This is a genomic window from Streptomyces sp. NPDC079167 (genome assembly GCF_040686735.1).
GTDB lineage: Bacteria > Actinomycetota > Actinomycetes > Streptomycetales > Streptomycetaceae > Streptomyces.
In genome coordinates this window covers 164,988-179,791 of the sequence record NZ_JBFBLO010000011.1, presented here as the reverse complement: position 1 = coordinate 179,791, position 14,804 = coordinate 164,988, and the positions used below count along the sequence as shown (strand labels likewise).

The window sequence follows — 14,804 nt, the reverse complement described above, 5'->3', positions numbered from 1 at the left end:
GCTACGGGGCGAGCGCCCAGGCGACATCCCTGACGAGCGCGTGCCGCCAGCCCGCCCGGTCGTGCCCCGACGCCGATCGTGAGACGCGCACGGCCGCACCGGCCTGCTCGGTCAGCGTCTCGGCGAGCTCGCAGTGGGGGAGCATCCGCGTCTCGTGTTCCCCCACGTCGAACGCGATCCTCAGCCCGGAGAGGTCGGGGCGCTCCCGCAGCCGCGCGGCGATGGCGCCGCCCACCGGGCCCTCCATGAGGTCCGTCCGGTCCAGGGCCCCCGGCGCCCACCAGAACGACGGGGACTGACAGGCGACGCGGGACACCAGACCGGGGAACTCCAGCGCCGCGTACATGGCGCTCAGCCCGCCGAGGCTCTGTCCGGCGACCACCAGCCGGTCCCAGTCGGCGGGCACACCGGACTCCGCCACCAGCGGCGGCAGTTCGTCCCGGACCGCCTCCCACAGCTCGGGCCTGCACGGGAACTCGGCCGCCCTGTCCTTGGCGGGCAGGAAGACCAGGGTGACAGCCGGCATCTCACCGGCTGCGAAGGCCGAGTCGAACGCGGTCATGGCGGGGTGGAGATACAGCCAGTCGTCGCCGTCGAGCAGCAGGACCACCGGCCCGCCGCCGCCCACCGGATGGACCCGCACGGTGCGGCGTCCGCCGAGCCGGCCGCCTGCCCAGCGGATACGGGCCTTCGGCACAGGCAGGACGTCGTCGGCTCCGACGGCGGGCCAGTGCGGGTGGTGAGGGGCGTCCGGCGTCGCGGCGACGGAGCGGTCACCGCCCGCCCCGACCGGGTTCAGCGGATCGGCGTACGCCACGTCGTCCGCGAAGAACCGGTAGGTCACCCGCAGCTGCGGGGGCATGCGCACCTCGGCGTACCAGCAGTCGGTCTCGCCCCACCGTCGCAGGGGGACGGGCTTCGACCAGCTCTCGAAGTCGATGGTCGCGGGCGACCCGCGCCACAGGAACAACGTCACCCAGCCGCCGTCGTCGCCGGGCACCGAGGAGGGCGACCGCGCGCCCGCCCAGAACGTGTCGGAGCCGGGGCTGCCGGGCAGCCCGAACACGCCGAACGCGTCCTCCGAGCCGGCCGCGAGCAGGGACGTGGGTTCGTTCCTGGCCGGCACGCCGGAGCCGCTGAGGGGCATGAACGTCTCCTTGGAAGAGGGGAGTTGCAGCGATGAGCTCGCAATGATTAGGTGAGCCTAACCTAATCACCGTCTTCGATTCCATCCCCCGCCACTCTCCGAACGGTCCATCCATGTCCTGCCGAGCAATCCGTCCGCGACCGGGTGAGGAGCGGCTTTGACCACGGTCACGCCGCGATCCGTGCCCTTGCCGCATGAGCTGCGTGCGACGCCGCCCCGTCTGCGTCCCGCTCTTGAGGCGGACGCGGCCGCACTCGCGGACCTGGCCCGGCCGTTCGTCCGCTCGGGGGCCTTGCGCGAGCGGCCGCTCACGCTCTACACGGCACGCGCGGCGGACTTCCTGGTGGCGGAGGGACCCGGAGGCTCCCTCGAAGGCTGCGTCGGCCTGCGGGTCTATCCGGACGAGGAGGGGGATCCGGGCCCCGCGGGCGTGCTGTACAACTTCTGCGTGGCCGGGCACCGGCAGGGGCGCGGAGTGGGGGCCCGGCTCCTGCGTGCCGCCCTGGCCCGGTCCCGTGACCAGGGCCTCGAAGCCCTGTACACGGCGACGACCGGCGACGGCGCCCTCTTCCTGCGCCACGGGTTCACGCCCGCGACCGCGCGTCCCGCGCCCGTGTCGTGGGTGCGGTCGCTGGACCCCCGGCGCAACGCGCGGATTCTCGCGCTCACTCGGTGAGCGCGGGACGTCAACTCCGGTCGGCGGCGGCCGGGGAGGGGTGTGCGGCCCGGGGCGGACGCCTGGCGCCGGCCCCGACCGTGGCCCTGGGCCCGGCCCCGCCGGGTACGACCGTGGTCCCGGGGCCGGTCTCGTCGAGCGCGCCCCGCAGCACCGCGTGCGGCACGCGGCCGTCGAGCACGTGGGCCCTGCGCACACCACCGCGGACGGCCCGCAGGCAGCCTTCCATCTTGGGCAGCATTCCGCTCGCCAGCCCCGGCAGCAGTTCCTGCAGGGCGTCGGCGGTCACCCGCTCGATCACCTCGGAGCTCTCCGGCCAGTTCGCGTAGAGCCCTTCCACATCGGTGAGTATCACCAGCCGCTCGGCGTCGAGGGCGACCGCCAGGGCCGACGCCGCCAGATCGGCGTTGACGTTGTAGACGTGCCCGCCCTCGCCGCGAGCGACGGGAGAGACCACGGGGATGTGTCCCTGGCCCAGGAGGGTGCGCAGCATGCCCGGGTTCACGTCGACGACGTCGCCGACGAGTCCGATGTCCACGGGCCGGCCGGCCACCCATGCCGGCCGCCGGACCGCCGTCATGGTGTGCGCGTCCTCGCCCGTCATGCCGACGGCGAAGGGGCCATGGGCGTTGATGTGGCCCACGAGCTCCCGCTGGACCCCGCCCGTCAGCACCATGCGCACCACCTGCATGGTCTCCGGCGTGGTCACCCGCAGGCCGGCCTCGAAACGCGTCTCCAGACCGAGGCGCTCCAGCATCGCGTTTATCTGCGGCCCGCCCCCGTGCACGACCACGGGGCGCAGCCCCGCGCGCCACAGCTCCACCACGTCGCGTGCGAAGGAGCGTTGGAGGTCCGCGTCCACCATGGCGTTGCCGCCGAACTTGACGACGACCACGTCCATGGGTCAGCTGCCTCCGTCGATGACACAGGATCCCTGGGCGGTCCCAGGGAAGGTAACTTAGCCTAACCTAAGAAACCTTGGGGGGCGCGTCCTTGCGGTCGGGCGGCGCGGGGGCGCAGGGCTCCGCGGTGGGGGACTGAGCGGGCCGTCCGTCGACCGCGGTTGCGCCGCCGTCGGCGCGGCCCGGAATCATGGGTGCCAGGGCGCCGCACCACGAACACGGCCCCTGTGACACGACCGAGAGGATTCCGTGGCCGACCCCAGGAGCTACATCATCGAGTCATTGGACACAGGTCTGCGTCTGATGCGTCTCTTCCTCACCCACGACACCCTGTCGGTCACCGACGCCGCCAGAGAGCTGGAAGTGGCCCGCTCCACCGCGCACCGGGTGCTCAGTACTCTCGAGTCGCGAGGCTTCGCCACCCGTGACACCTCGGGCCGCGGCTACTCCGCAGGACCCGAACTGGTCGCCCTGGGCCGCCCGGCCGGTTACGACCCCGGGGTCCGGGCGCGGTTGCAGGTGGTGCTGGACGCGGCCGCCGCCGCCACCGGGGAGACGATCAGTACGGCCGCCCTGATCGGCGACCAGGTGATCATCACGGATGGCCGGGAATCACCGCACCCCGTGCGTGCCGTCCTGGAGACCGGCCGCGCCCACCCCGCACACGCCACATCGGCGGGCAAGGTGCTCCTCGCCCAGCTGACCACCGAACAGGTCTGCGCCCTCTACCCGGAGGAGCGGCTTCCCGGCGTCGCCGGCCGGACTCCGATCTCCCGTGACGCCCTGCTCGCCGAGCTGGCCGGTATCCGCGTCCTCGGACGTGCCGACAGTGCCGGGGAGTGGGTGCCGGGGATGAACGCGGTCGCCGTGCTGCTGGCGGGCAGCAGCTGGCGCGACCGGCTCGCGCTGATGGCGTCCATGCCGGCGGACCGCGGCGGCGAACCGGAGCTGGCGCGGCACGCCCTGGAGCTGCGGCGTGCGGCGGGGCTGCTGCCGCCACCGCCCTGCTGACCCGGCCGCCTTCCGGGGCGCGAACTGACGGAAGGCGGCGACCCGTTCGTCTTGCGCAAGAATCTGAAAGACCTTGCAGAAATCCTTGACGGCGGCACGGGCCGGGCGGCAGGCTCCGACACGTTCCCCCCACGGCAGCCTGGCGCGTGGCTGTCTTCGAGGGCACAGCTGTGCCCTGTCGTCGAAGGAGCCGCACATGCAGCACCGATTCCGCCTGATCGGCGGAACGCTGGCCGGAGTGATGACCGTCGCCGGTCTCACCCTGCTCGCCCCCTGGCAGTCGCAGGCGACACCGCCCGGCGAGAAGACCGTCACCGTCACCATGTTCGAACGGCCGTACGCGGATGTGGCGTCCGCCTGCACCGACCAGCTCGGCCCCGCCGGTTACGGCTACGTACAGGTGTCACCTGCCACCGAGCACATCCAGGGTGACCAGTGGTGGACCTCGTACCAACCGGTCAGCTACAGGATCGCGGGCCGTCTGGGAGACCGCGACGCGTTCGCCGCCATGGTGGAGGCCTGTCACACCGCCGGGGTCGAGGTCGTCGCCGACGCCGTCGTCAATCACATGGCCGCCGGGGCCGGGACGGGCACGGGAGGAACGGCCTACACGAAGTACGGCTACCCCGGCTACTTCGAGGATGGCGACTTCCACGCCTGCCGTACCGCCATCAAGGACTACACCAGCCGCAGCGACGTGCAGAGCTGCGAACTGGTGGGCCTGTCCGACCTCGACACCGGCAAGGAGGAGGTCCGCTCCGCCATCGCCGCGTACCTCGACCACCTGCGGTCGATGGGTGTCGACGGCTTCCGCGTCGACGCGGCGAAGCACATGGCGGCCGACGACGTCGCAGCCATCAAGGCGAAGATGAGCGATCCCGGATTCTGGGTCTCCGAGGTCATCCACGGCGGCGGGGAAGCCGTGCAGCCCGAGGAGTACGCCGGAATCGGCGACGTCGACGAATTCCGTTACGGAGGCCACCTCAAGAGCGCCTTCCAGGGAGGCGGCATCGCCCAGTTGAAGTCCGTCGCCGAAGGCAAGCTGAGCAGCGACTCCGCCCGTACGTTCGTCGACAACTGGGACACCGAGCGCAACGGCTCGACGCTGACCTACAAGGACGGCGCCGTCTACACCCTCGCCAACGTCTTCATGCTCGCCTCACCGTACGGTTCACCGAACGTCTACTCCGGATACGAGTGGTCGGACAAGGACGCCGGCCCGCCGAGCGGCGGCGACGGCTGGACGGACACCCACACCCAGCAGGCCGTCACCGGCATGGTCGGCTTCCGCAACGAGGTGGGTTCCGCCGAGCGGACCGACTGGTGGGACAACGGCGGCAGCGCGATCGCGTTCGGCCGCGGGGACAAGGGGTTCGTCGCTCTCAACAACGCGGACGGCGCCCTGGAGAAGACCTTCACGACCTCTCTGCCCGGCGGCACGTACTGCAACGTCGCCGCCGCCTCGCCCGCCGACTGCGACGGCAACACCGTCACGGTCGGCGACGACGGCACCGTCCGGGCGACGGTGCCGGCCCGCGGGGCGCTGGCGCTGCACACCGGAGCCCAGGCGGGCTGACCTGGCGCATCAAGGACCGGCGACGCGCAGGACGGAGCACGCTCCGTCCTGCGCGTCGCGGGCCGAACGACACCACCATGAGCAGACCCCCCGAAGCGAGAGGCACGACCACCCACATGCACCAGCAGACCGACGTTCTCGTCCTGGGCGGCGCCGGCGTGGACACCATCGTCCATGTCCCCGAACTCCCGCTCCCCTTCGCGGACAGTTACATGATCCGGCCGGCCATCGAGACCCGCGCGGGACAGAGCGGAGACTTCGTCGCCCTCGGTCTGCACGCCCTCGGCCTGCGTACCCACCACCTCGACGTCATCGGCGACGACCACGAGGGAGACCTGGTCCGCGCCCTCCACCGGGACCGGGGCATCCCGCTCACCGAGGCACCCCTGCCGGGCGGAACCAAACGCGCCGTCAACCTCGTCGGCCCGGACGGACGGCGGCTCTCCCTGTACGACGCCGCCCGCTCGCAGGAATCGGACCGGTTCGAGGAGGCGACGGTCCGTGAACTCGTCGCCGCGGCCCGCCACGCCCACGTCGTCATCACGCATCCGTGCGTCTTCACGCTGCCGGTGCTCCGCGAGGCCGGGGTGAGCGTCTCGACCGATCTGCACAACTGGGACGGCGCCGACACCTACCACGAGCCGTTCGCCCTCCAGGCGGACCACGTGTTCCTGTCCACCACCGCCCTGACCGACCCGGAGCGCACCATGCGTGACATCGCCGGCCGGGGCAGGGCCCGGACCGTGGTCGCGACCGCAGGGGCCGACGGGTCGTACCTGCTGTACGACGGCGAGTTGACGCACACCCCCGCCGTCACTCCGCCCGCTCCGGTGGTGGACTCCAACGGCGCCGGTGACGCCTTCGCCTCCGGGTTCCTCCTCGGCCTGCTGAACGGCGAACACCCCCGGCGCTGCGCCCTGTACGGGACCGTGGCCGGCGCCCACGCCTGCACCGTCCCCTCGACGCGCACCGAGGCCATCGGCCTGGAGGAGCTTCTCGCCCGGGTCGCCGAGGTGGAGAGGGCCGGCGGGGCGGGCGACCGGAAGATCACGGGAGCGACCACGCCGGCAGCCACTTCGACGCCGACGGCGCTCCCCGGCGGTCTCAGGTGAGGAACGGGCGCACCAGGTCAAGGAGTGCCCCGGGCCGGTGCAGCGGAATCATGTGACCGCAGTCGTCGACGACATGACCGGTGAGATCGTCGGCGACCGGGCGCAACTGCTGTTCCAGCGCACGCCCCACCGGCCGGGCGCCGACGGCCATGGTGGGCACCGACAGCCGTCCGGCCTCCACGGCCTCCCGGATCTGCGCGCCGCTCGTGGGCATGGCGCGGTAGTGGGCGAACGCGCACCGCAGGGCCTCGGGGCCGGTGTACGCGCTGACGAAGGCGTCCCGGATCTCCGGCGCGATCCCTGCGCCCAGGGTGCCCTGATCGAGGAACCAGTCGATGTACGCGGCCTCGTTGCCCGGCAGTACGGTCTCCCCGAGGCCCGGCGCCGAGTGGAAGCCGAACCACCACGGCGCCCCTCCCGCCAGGAACCCCTCCGCACCGGGGAGCGGGCCCAGCAGCGACTCCATGAGCACCAGCCGCCTGACGCGCTCGGGGCTGCGCATGGCCATCAGGAAGGCGGGCGGGGTGCCGGCGTCGATACCGATCACGGCCGCGGACCTCTCGCCGCACGCGTCCAGGAGCGCCAGGAAGTCCCCGGCGAGAGTCCCGGCGTCGTAACCGTCAGCGGCGCGCGAACTCGCCCCGAGGCCCCGGAGGTCGGGGGCGATCACCCGGTGCTGTCCGGCGAGGCCGCCCATCACGTCGGTCCACAGCCGCCACGTGTGGGGGAACCCGTGGAGCAGCAGGACGGCGGGCCCCGAGCCGGCGGTCGCCACATTGAGTTCCACGCCGTTGACGGAGACACGACGCAGTTCGGTTCCCGGCACCGGGCCGGGCTGTGTGGGGTTCTGAGCGACGGGCACGGTGGCTCTCCCTTGGTTACCAATGGTGACAACAGAACGATAGGTAACTACGCTGGAGCAGCCAAGACCGCACTTTCATCCCAGGTGGTGAGCTCCAGGTGACCCCTCGGACCACGCGTCCGCCCGTAGGCGCCCGCGGAGATCTGTTCGACCCGCTGTGCCCGACCCGTCGGCTTCTCGACCGGATCGGCGGCAAGTGGACCTCGATGGCCGTCAAGGTGCTCGCGGAGGCATCCCCTGATGAGGTGCGCTTCGCCGAGCTGCAGCGGCGCATGGCCGGCGTCTCGCAGAAGATGCTCTCTGTCACGCTGCAGGCCCTCTGCCGTGACGGCCTCGTCAGTCGGCGGGTGGAGTCCAGCGTTCCGCCACGCGTGTACTACGGCCTGACCGACCTCGGCCAGTCACTGGAGGCCCCCCTGGCCGCTGTCCGTCAGTGGGCCGAGGAACACATGGCCGAGATCGACCGGGCCCAGCAGCTGGCGGACGAGTGCGCCGCCGATTCCTGAGGAGCGGCCCGCCGCGGTCACCGCTGCCCGGTGCACGGCCGGAAGGAGCGGTGACGGAGGATGGATGGATCCTCCTCCGGATCCTCCTTCGGATCCCCGACACCTGGAGACACGTGTGGCCGGTCGTACCCTTTCCCCGCTCTTCCGTCGCAGGCACGCGGCCTCCGTTGTGGCAAGGGCCCTTGTCTCCGCCCTCGGAGCGTGTGTGCTGATGGGATGCTCCGCCGCCGGCGGCTCACCCACCGGCGCCGGATCCGGGCAGCTGACAGAGGCCGCCGACGTGGTCCTGCCGACCGCCGGCATGGAGTTCGATTATCAGATCGGCGGGGGCTACACGCCTTCCGACGGGGTGCGGGCGGTATCGCGCGACCGTGAGGACGAGCCGGCCCCCGGCCTGTACAACGTCTGCTACGTCAACGCCTTCCAGACGCAGCCCGGCGCGCTGGAGTGGTGGCAGGACACGCACCCCGACCTGCTGCTGCGTGACGACGACGGAGAACCGGTCATCGACGAGGGCTGGGACGAGGTGCTTCTGGACACCTCGACGGAGGCCAGGCGGGCCGAGCTCGCGGAGATCGTCGGCACCTGGATCGACGGCTGCGCGGAAAGCGGCTTCCAGGCGGTGGAGCCGGACAACCTCGACTCCTTCGAGCGCTCGAAGGGCAAGCTGACGGCGGATCACAACGCCGCCTTCGCCGAAGCGCTGGCGGCGCGGGCGCACAGCGCCGGCCTCGCGATCGGGCAGAAGAACACCACCGACCTGCTCGACCGGCACGACGCGATCGGCTTCGACTTCGCGGTGACGGAGGAATGCGCCCAGTTCGGCGAATGCGGTGCCTACGCCGACGCGTACGACGACCGTGTCTTCGCGATCGAGTACGAGGGCGAGGGTGATGTGAGCTTCGACGAGAGCTGCTCGGTGTGGGCCGACAGGGTCTCCCTCGTCCTGCGTGACCTCGATGTGCTCCCCGCGGGGGAGAAGGGGCACGTCTACCGGACCTGCTGAGCGCCGGGCGAACGGCGGGCGGCCGGGCGGAGAGACCGTCCGCAGCGGACGGGCCGCCCGCTGTCAGCCGGTCGCCGGGCGGCCCGCGGCGCGGGCCCACAGGTAGAGCGGGACCTGGAGCGGGAGCCGGCCGTAGGCGAGAGCCCGCGCCGGAGCCGGGCGGTCGCGCCAGTCGTACGCCATCCGGACGTTGGCGGGGAACACGCCGACGAAGAGGAGCGCGGAGGCACGGGCGCTGAGGCGCCGGGTGCGAGGCACGGCCAGCCCCGCCGCCAGGACCAGCTCCACGGCTCCACTGGCCCGGGTCCAGCTCCTGGGCCTTCCGGGCAGGGCTCGCGGCACGATCGCGTCGAACGGCTCGGGAACGGCGAAGTGCGCGACCCCGGCCGCGGCCAGGAGGCCGGCGAGCAGCAGGGGCGACGGGGTGCGGGAGGCGCGTGCCATGAGGGCTCCTGAGGCTGTCCGGCGGCAGGACCCGAAGGTTACTCCACGGTAAGGGCCGCCGGGCCGGGCAGGCCCCGCCAGGCGATGGCCGACGAGCCGGCCCGGTGCTCAGAAGTCCACCGGCTCGCGGATGAGCGGGCAGGTCATGCAGTGCCCGCCTCCCCGGCCGCGGCCCAGCTCCCCACCGACGATGGTGATGACCTCGACCCCCGCAGCCCTCAGCAGATCGTTGGTCTGGGTGTTGCGGTCGTAGGTGAAGACGACACCCGGTTCGAGCGCGACGGCGTTGTTGCCGCTGTCCCACTGCTGGCGCTCGGAGGCGTACACGTCGCCGCCCGTCCCGATCACCCGCAGGGCGGGCAGGCCCAGGCTCCTGGCGACCACATCGGTGAACGGACGCGATCCCTCGTCGATGACCTCGACGCCGGGTGCGCGGTCGCTCGGCCGGAGGGAGAAGGTGTGGACCGCGTCCATGATCTTCGGATAGACGGTGACGATGTCGCGGTCGGCGAAGGTGAAGACGGTGTCCAGGTGCATGGCCGCCCTCAGTTTCGGCATGGCGGCCACCACGACGTGCTCGGCGGCCCCTTGGCTGAACAGGGAGGCCGCGACCTGGGTGATCGCCTGTCGTGAGGTGCGTTCGCTCATGCCCATGAGGACGACACCGTTACCGACGGGCATGATGTCACCGCCCTCGAAGGTGGCCCGGCCCCAGTCGACCTCGGGATCGCCCCACCAGACCTCGGCACCCGAGAAGTCCGGGTGGAAGCGGTAGACCGCCTTCATCAGCAGCGTCTCGTCGTGACGCGCGGGCCAGTACAGGGGGTTGAGCGTCACCCCTCCGTACAGCCAGCAGGTGGTGTCGCGGGTGTAGAGGGTGTTCGGCAGCGGCGGCATCAGGTACTCGCGTGCCCCGGCCGACTCCCGGGCCAGCGCGAGGTAGCCGGACCGGTACGCGTCGGGCAGGTCCGCCGTGGCCATGCCGCCGATCAGATACTCCGCGAGCCCGTGCGGCTCCAGTGACTCCAGGAAGGCGCGGGTCGGGTCGACGAGCCCCGGGCCGACCTCGTTCGCGGTGATCTTGCGGTCGAGCAGCCACGCCTTGGCCGCGGGGTCCGAGAGTGTCGCGGCCAGCAGGTCGTGCAGCTCCACCACCTCGACGCCGGCCTGCTGGAGCTTGCCGACGAAGTCGGCGTGGTCACGCTGTGCGTTGTCCACCCACATCACGTCGTCGAACAGCAGGTCGTCGGCGTTGCTCGGGGTGAGCCGGCGGTGCGCGAGGCCAGGTGCGCAGACCAGCACCTTGCGCAGCCTGCCGACCTCGGAATGGACGCCGTGCGCGAGGCCGGGGTCCACGGCGGAAGTGTTCGTCATGGGGGCTGCCTTTCGGTCGGGGGCCACTGTGCCCGCTCGTGGAGACCGGGCAGGTGCGGGAAGGACGGGGCGGGGCCTTTCAGAGGCTGATCCAGCCGGAGGCCAGTGCGGCCACACCGATCACGGCCCCGGCGACCGAGACCGCGCAGATGACGAGCTCGGCGGGGGAGAAGACCCGGCGGCCCTGTTCCCTGCGGGCCATCGCGAACAGGATCGTGGCGGGGGCGTAGACGATGAACGAGACCAGGACGAATTTCAGCCCGGCCGCGAACAGGAGGAAGGCGGTGTAGAGCGTCGCCACGATGCTCACGACCAGGTAGCGCCTCTGGCTCGAACCCTTGGTCAGGTCGTCCGGGCGCACCATGATCTTGACGGCGAACGCGGCGGCGAGGAGGAACGGGATCAGGGACAGAGCACTGGTCAGATCGAGGGCGAAGTTGAACGCGTCGTCCGAGAAGAGGGTGATGATCAGGACGACCTGGGACAGCAGGGTCGTCATCAGCAGCGCCGGCACCGGCACGTCGGCGGGGTTGGAGCGGCGCAGGAAGCGCGGCATGTCGTCGTCCTTGGCGGCGACGAAGAGGACTTCGGCGGCCATCAGGGTCCAGGCGAGATAGGCGCCGAGCACGGACACGATCAGGCCCACGCTCACGAAGACCTGCCCCCAGGTCCCGACCGCCTCCTCCAGGACCGCTGCCATGGACGGCTGGCGGAGCTCGGCGATGTCGGCCATCGGCAAGATGCCGTACGACACGATGGTGACGGACGCGAAGACGGCGAAGACGCTGAGGAACCCCAGGACGGTGGCCCGCCCGATGTCCTCCCGGCGCTTCGCGTGACGCGAGTAGACGCTGGCACCCTCCACCCCGAGGAAGACGAACACCGTGGCCAGCATGGTGCCGCGCACCTGGTCGAACAGGGAGCCCGCGTAGTCCGCTCCGCCGAAGTTGTCGGCGAAGACCTTCGCGTCGAAGAAGAACAGGGCGAGGATGACGAAGACGATGATCGGGACCACCTTGGCCACGGTCACCACCCTGTTGATGGCCGCGGCCTCCTTCACACCCCGGCGGATGAGGAGGTAGAAGGCCCACAGACCGGCGGTGGACACGATGACGGCCGGCACGGTGTCGCCGTCGCCCAGGGCCGGCCAGACGGCTCCGATCGTCGACGTGATCAGCACCCAGTACGTCACGTTGCCGACGCAGGCACTGGCCCAGTAGCCGAAGGCGGAGAAGAAGCCGAGGTACTCGCCGAATCCCGCCTTGGCGTAGGCGTAGACACCGGCGTCGAGGTCCGGGCGGCGCACGGCCAGCGTCTGGAAGACGAACGCGAGCATCAGCATGCCCGTGCCGGCGATCGCCCAGGCGATCAGCGCCCCGGCGACACCCGTCTCCTGCGCGAAGCGTGACGGGAGGGAGAACACCCCGGCGCCCACCATCGAGCCCACCACCATGGTGGTGAGCGTGAGCAGCGTCATCTTCACCGCGGTGGTGGGGCCTTCGGGGACGTCGGTCCCTGTTCGGGAGCTGGTCATCTTGTCCCCTCATGTGGTGCAGATACGAGGGAACTTTAACGGCAAACAGGACCTTACGCCCGATAAGGTGCCTGGCTGACGGCGGGTCGGGCGGCGCGGCCGGGCGGCCCGGCGTTCGCGCGGTACGACATGGCTGACGGCGTATCAGGCGATGGCGGCGGCCGGCCGGGCCTCGTGCGACGACGTCACACCGGCGTGACCGGCAGCGCGGCGCCAGGCCGAGTCGCGCAGCAGCCGGAGACCGTTCAGCCCCACGATGACGGTGGAGCCCTCGTGCCCCAGGACGCCCAGCGGGAGCGGCAGATGGCCGACGAGATCCCAGATGACCAGGCCGGAGATGAACACTCCGGCGATGACCAGATTCTGCGTGACGAGTCGGCGGGTCGCCCGGGACAGCGCCACCACCGTGGGCACGGTCGCCAGTTCGTCACGGATGATGACGGCGTCCGCCGTCTCCAGTGCGAGGTCGGAGCCCGCGCGCCCCATCGCGATTCCGACGTGGGCGGCGGCCAGCGCGGGCGCGTCGTTGACGCCGTCGCCCACGACCAGCACCTTGCGCCCGGCCCGCTCCAGCTCTCGGACGGCCGCAGCCTTGTCCTGGGGGAGCAGCCCCGCACGGACATCGGTGATGCCGGCCTCGGCGGCCAGCCGGGCGGCGGAGCGCGGATGGTCACCGGTCAGCAGCACCGGGGAGTTGTCGGTCAGCCGGGCCAGAGCGGCGACCGTCGCGGAGGCGTCGCTCCGGATACGGTCGGCGATCCCGAGCGCGCCGACCGGCAGACCGTCACGCAGGACGAGCACCGCCGTGCATCCCGTCTCCTCCAGGGCGGCGGCCGAGGCGGCAGCGCCGGCCGCCTCGGGCGCGGAGGAGCCGCGCAGGAGGCGGGCGGGGGAGCCGGCCGCGATCCGGTGTCCGCCGACTTCGGCCTCGACGCCGGTCCCCGGTGCCGACGTGAAGTCCGAGGCGGCGGGCAGGGGCAGCCGGCGCTCCTGGGCGGCGTTCACGACGGCCCGGGCCAGTGGGTGCTCGCTGGGATGCTCGGCCGCGGCGGCCAGGGTCAGCAGCGCGTCCGCGGTCAGCCCGGACCCGGGCAGCGGATGGACGCCGGTTACACGCGGATTGCCTTCCGTGAGGGTGCCGGTCTTGTCCAGGGCCACCGCGTCGCTCTGCCCGAGGCGCTCCATGACGACGGCGGACTTGACCAGGACGCCGTGGCGCCCCGCGTTGGCCATGGCGGAGAGCAGGGGCGGCATGGTCGCCAGGACCACGGCGCAGGGGGAGGCCACGATCATGAACGTCATGGCGCGCAGCAGACTGCCCGTCACGTCGTCGCCGAATGCGAGGGGTACGAGGAAGACGGCCAGGGTGGCGGCCACCATGCCGAGCGAGTAGCGCTGCTCGACCTTCTCGATGAACAGCTGGGTGGGGGCCTTCGTCCGGGACGCCTCCTCGGTCATCGCCACGATCCGTGCGATCACCGATTCGGACGCGTCCCGCTCGACGGCGACCTTCAGCGTGCCCGTGCCGTTCAGCGTCCCGGCGAACACCTCGTCCCCGGGCTCCTTCGCGGTGGGCAGCGGCTCGCCGGTGATCGTGGCCTGGTCCACCTCGCTCGCCCCGTCGATGACCCGCCCGTCGGCCCCGACGCGCTCCCCGGGCCGGATCCGGATGACGTCGCCGACCACGAGTTCCTCCGTGGCGACGCTCTCCTCGCCACCGTCACCGGTGACGCGGGAGGCGGTGGCCGGAGCCAGGTCCAGGAGTCCTCGGACCGCGTCCTGGGTGCGTGCGGTGGCCAGGGCCTCCAGCGCACCGGAGGTCGCGAAGATGACGATCAGCAGGGCCCCGTCCATCACCTGTCCGATCGAGGCGGCTCCGAGCGCGGCCACGATCATCAGGAGGTCCACGTCCAGGACCTTCTCCCGCAGCTCCCGCAGTCCCGACAGGGCCGGCTCCCACCCGCCCGCGGCGTACACCAGGGCGTACAGCGGGCCCCATGTCCAGCCCGGGGCGCCGGAGTGCTCCAGGGGGAGCGCGAGCAGGAAGAGCACCAGGGCCGCCCCTGCCCAGCGGGCCTCGGTCAGTGCGAGGACGCGGGTGCGGCGCCGGGGGACCGCGCCGACGCGGGCGACGGCGTCCCGTGAGGGGCGCGGGAGGACATCAGCGGGCATGACGGAACGACCCCTCATGGGCGGCGGAACGACGACGTCCTCACCGTACAGGAATATATGAACAGGTCTTCATGTGTCGTCCGTAGAATGGTCGGCATGGGCCACGGACGCGACGAGCAGACGACCGCCACCACCCGCGAGCGCCTGGACGCCGTAGGGGCGGCGGGTGTCGCCGCGACGCTCCAGGCGCTGGCGACCCCCTCCCGGCTGCGCATCCTGGCGCGTCTCCAGGAAGGCCCCTGCGCCGTCGGTGATCTCGCCGAGGCGGTGGAGATGGAACCTTCCGCCTGCTCCCACCAGCTCCGTCTCCTGCGGAACCTCGGACTGGTCGCCGGCGAGCGCCAGGGGCGCTCCATCGTGTACGCGCTGTACGACCACCACGTCGCCGAACTCCTCGACCAGGCCCTCTACCACGTCGAACACCTGCGTCTCGGACTCCGTGACGCGCCCGCCGAGATCGCCGCCGCGTCGCGCCGCTGAGC

General features: G+C 71.7%; 14 protein-coding genes. 7 read left to right on the top strand and 7 right to left on the bottom strand.

The window, feature by feature from the left end; all coding sequences use genetic code 11:
* Position 1 precedes the first annotated feature (1 nt).
* Positions 2-1,147, bottom strand: coding sequence for an alpha/beta hydrolase-fold protein (locus tag AB0P41_RS23995; protein ID WP_365934065.1), 1,146 nt, complete (start codon positions 1,145-1,147; stop codon positions 2-4).
* 181 nt (positions 1,148-1,328) lie between these two features.
* Between AB0P41_RS23995 and AB0P41_RS23990 the strand changes: the two genes are divergently transcribed.
* On the top strand, positions 1,329-1,823 hold the full coding sequence (locus tag AB0P41_RS23990; protein WP_365934063.1) for a GNAT family N-acetyltransferase: 495 nt from the start codon (positions 1,329-1,331) through the stop codon (positions 1,821-1,823).
* Positions 1,824-1,833: 10 nt separating this feature from the next.
* Here AB0P41_RS23990 and argB read toward each other — a convergent pair whose 3' ends face one another.
* Positions 1,834-2,724, bottom strand: coding sequence for an acetylglutamate kinase (gene argB / locus AB0P41_RS23985; RefSeq protein ID WP_365934062.1), 891 nt, complete (start codon positions 2,722-2,724; stop codon positions 1,834-1,836).
* A gap of 250 nt (positions 2,725-2,974) precedes the next feature.
* Here argB and AB0P41_RS23980 point away from each other — a divergent pair, with 250 nt between their 5' ends.
* The 3 genes from AB0P41_RS23980 (at position 2,975) to AB0P41_RS23970 (ending at position 6,424) form a co-directional block, all read left to right on the top strand.
* Complete coding sequence (locus AB0P41_RS23980; RefSeq protein WP_365934060.1) at positions 2,975-3,736, top strand: IclR family transcriptional regulator; 762 nt, start codon at positions 2,975-2,977, stop codon at positions 3,734-3,736.
* 196 nt (positions 3,737-3,932) lie between these two features.
* Complete coding sequence (locus tag AB0P41_RS23975) at positions 3,933-5,312, top strand: alpha-amylase family protein (RefSeq protein ID WP_365934058.1); 1,380 nt, start codon at positions 3,933-3,935, stop codon at positions 5,310-5,312.
* A gap of 116 nt (positions 5,313-5,428) precedes the next feature.
* On the top strand, positions 5,429-6,424 hold the full coding sequence (locus tag AB0P41_RS23970) for an adenosine kinase (protein ID WP_365934220.1): 996 nt from the start codon (positions 5,429-5,431) through the stop codon (positions 6,422-6,424).
* Here AB0P41_RS23970 and AB0P41_RS23965 read toward each other — a convergent pair.
* On the bottom strand, positions 6,417-7,286 hold the full coding sequence (locus AB0P41_RS23965; protein WP_365934056.1) for an alpha/beta fold hydrolase: 870 nt from the start codon (positions 7,284-7,286) through the stop codon (positions 6,417-6,419). The genes AB0P41_RS23970 and AB0P41_RS23965 overlap by 8 nt on opposite strands.
* A gap of 98 nt (positions 7,287-7,384) precedes the next feature.
* Here AB0P41_RS23965 and AB0P41_RS23960 point away from each other — a divergent pair, with 98 nt between their 5' ends.
* Together AB0P41_RS23960 and AB0P41_RS23955 are read left to right on the top strand one after the other, a co-directional pair.
* A complete protein-coding gene (locus AB0P41_RS23960; protein WP_356710990.1) occupies positions 7,385-7,792 on the top strand; it encodes a helix-turn-helix domain-containing protein in 408 nt (135 codons plus the stop codon).
* A gap of 115 nt (positions 7,793-7,907) precedes the next feature.
* Positions 7,908-8,798 (top strand): endo alpha-1,4 polygalactosaminidase, encoded by an 891-nt coding sequence (locus AB0P41_RS23955; RefSeq protein ID WP_356710988.1) that lies wholly within the window; start codon positions 7,908-7,910, stop codon positions 8,796-8,798.
* Between the two features lie 63 nt (positions 8,799-8,861).
* Here the strand turns inward: AB0P41_RS23955 and AB0P41_RS23950 are convergent, their stop codons facing one another.
* The 4 genes from AB0P41_RS23950 to AB0P41_RS23935 form a co-directional block, all read right to left on the bottom strand.
* Entirely contained in the window at positions 8,862-9,242 is a 381-nt protein-coding gene (locus tag AB0P41_RS23950; protein ID WP_356710986.1) for a DoxX family protein, read from the bottom strand.
* Positions 9,243-9,350: 108 nt separating this feature from the next.
* Positions 9,351-10,616 (bottom strand): arginine deiminase, encoded by a 1,266-nt coding sequence (locus tag AB0P41_RS23945; RefSeq protein WP_365934053.1) that lies wholly within the window; start codon positions 10,614-10,616, stop codon positions 9,351-9,353.
* Between the two features lie 79 nt (positions 10,617-10,695).
* Positions 10,696-12,150: a basic amino acid/polyamine antiporter gene (locus tag AB0P41_RS23940; protein WP_365934051.1), complete on the bottom strand. Its 1,455-nt coding sequence runs from the start codon at positions 12,148-12,150 to the stop codon at positions 10,696-10,698.
* A 144-nt stretch (positions 12,151-12,294) separates the two neighbouring features.
* Complete coding sequence (locus AB0P41_RS23935; protein WP_365934050.1) at positions 12,295-14,322, bottom strand: heavy metal translocating P-type ATPase; 2,028 nt, start codon at positions 14,320-14,322, stop codon at positions 12,295-12,297.
* A 96-nt stretch (positions 14,323-14,418) separates the two neighbouring features.
* Between AB0P41_RS23935 and AB0P41_RS23930 the strand changes: the two genes are divergently transcribed.
* Positions 14,419-14,802 (top strand): metalloregulator ArsR/SmtB family transcription factor, encoded by a 384-nt coding sequence (locus tag AB0P41_RS23930; protein WP_356710979.1) that lies wholly within the window; start codon positions 14,419-14,421, stop codon positions 14,800-14,802.
* The last annotated feature ends 2 nt before the right edge of the window (positions 14,803-14,804 follow it).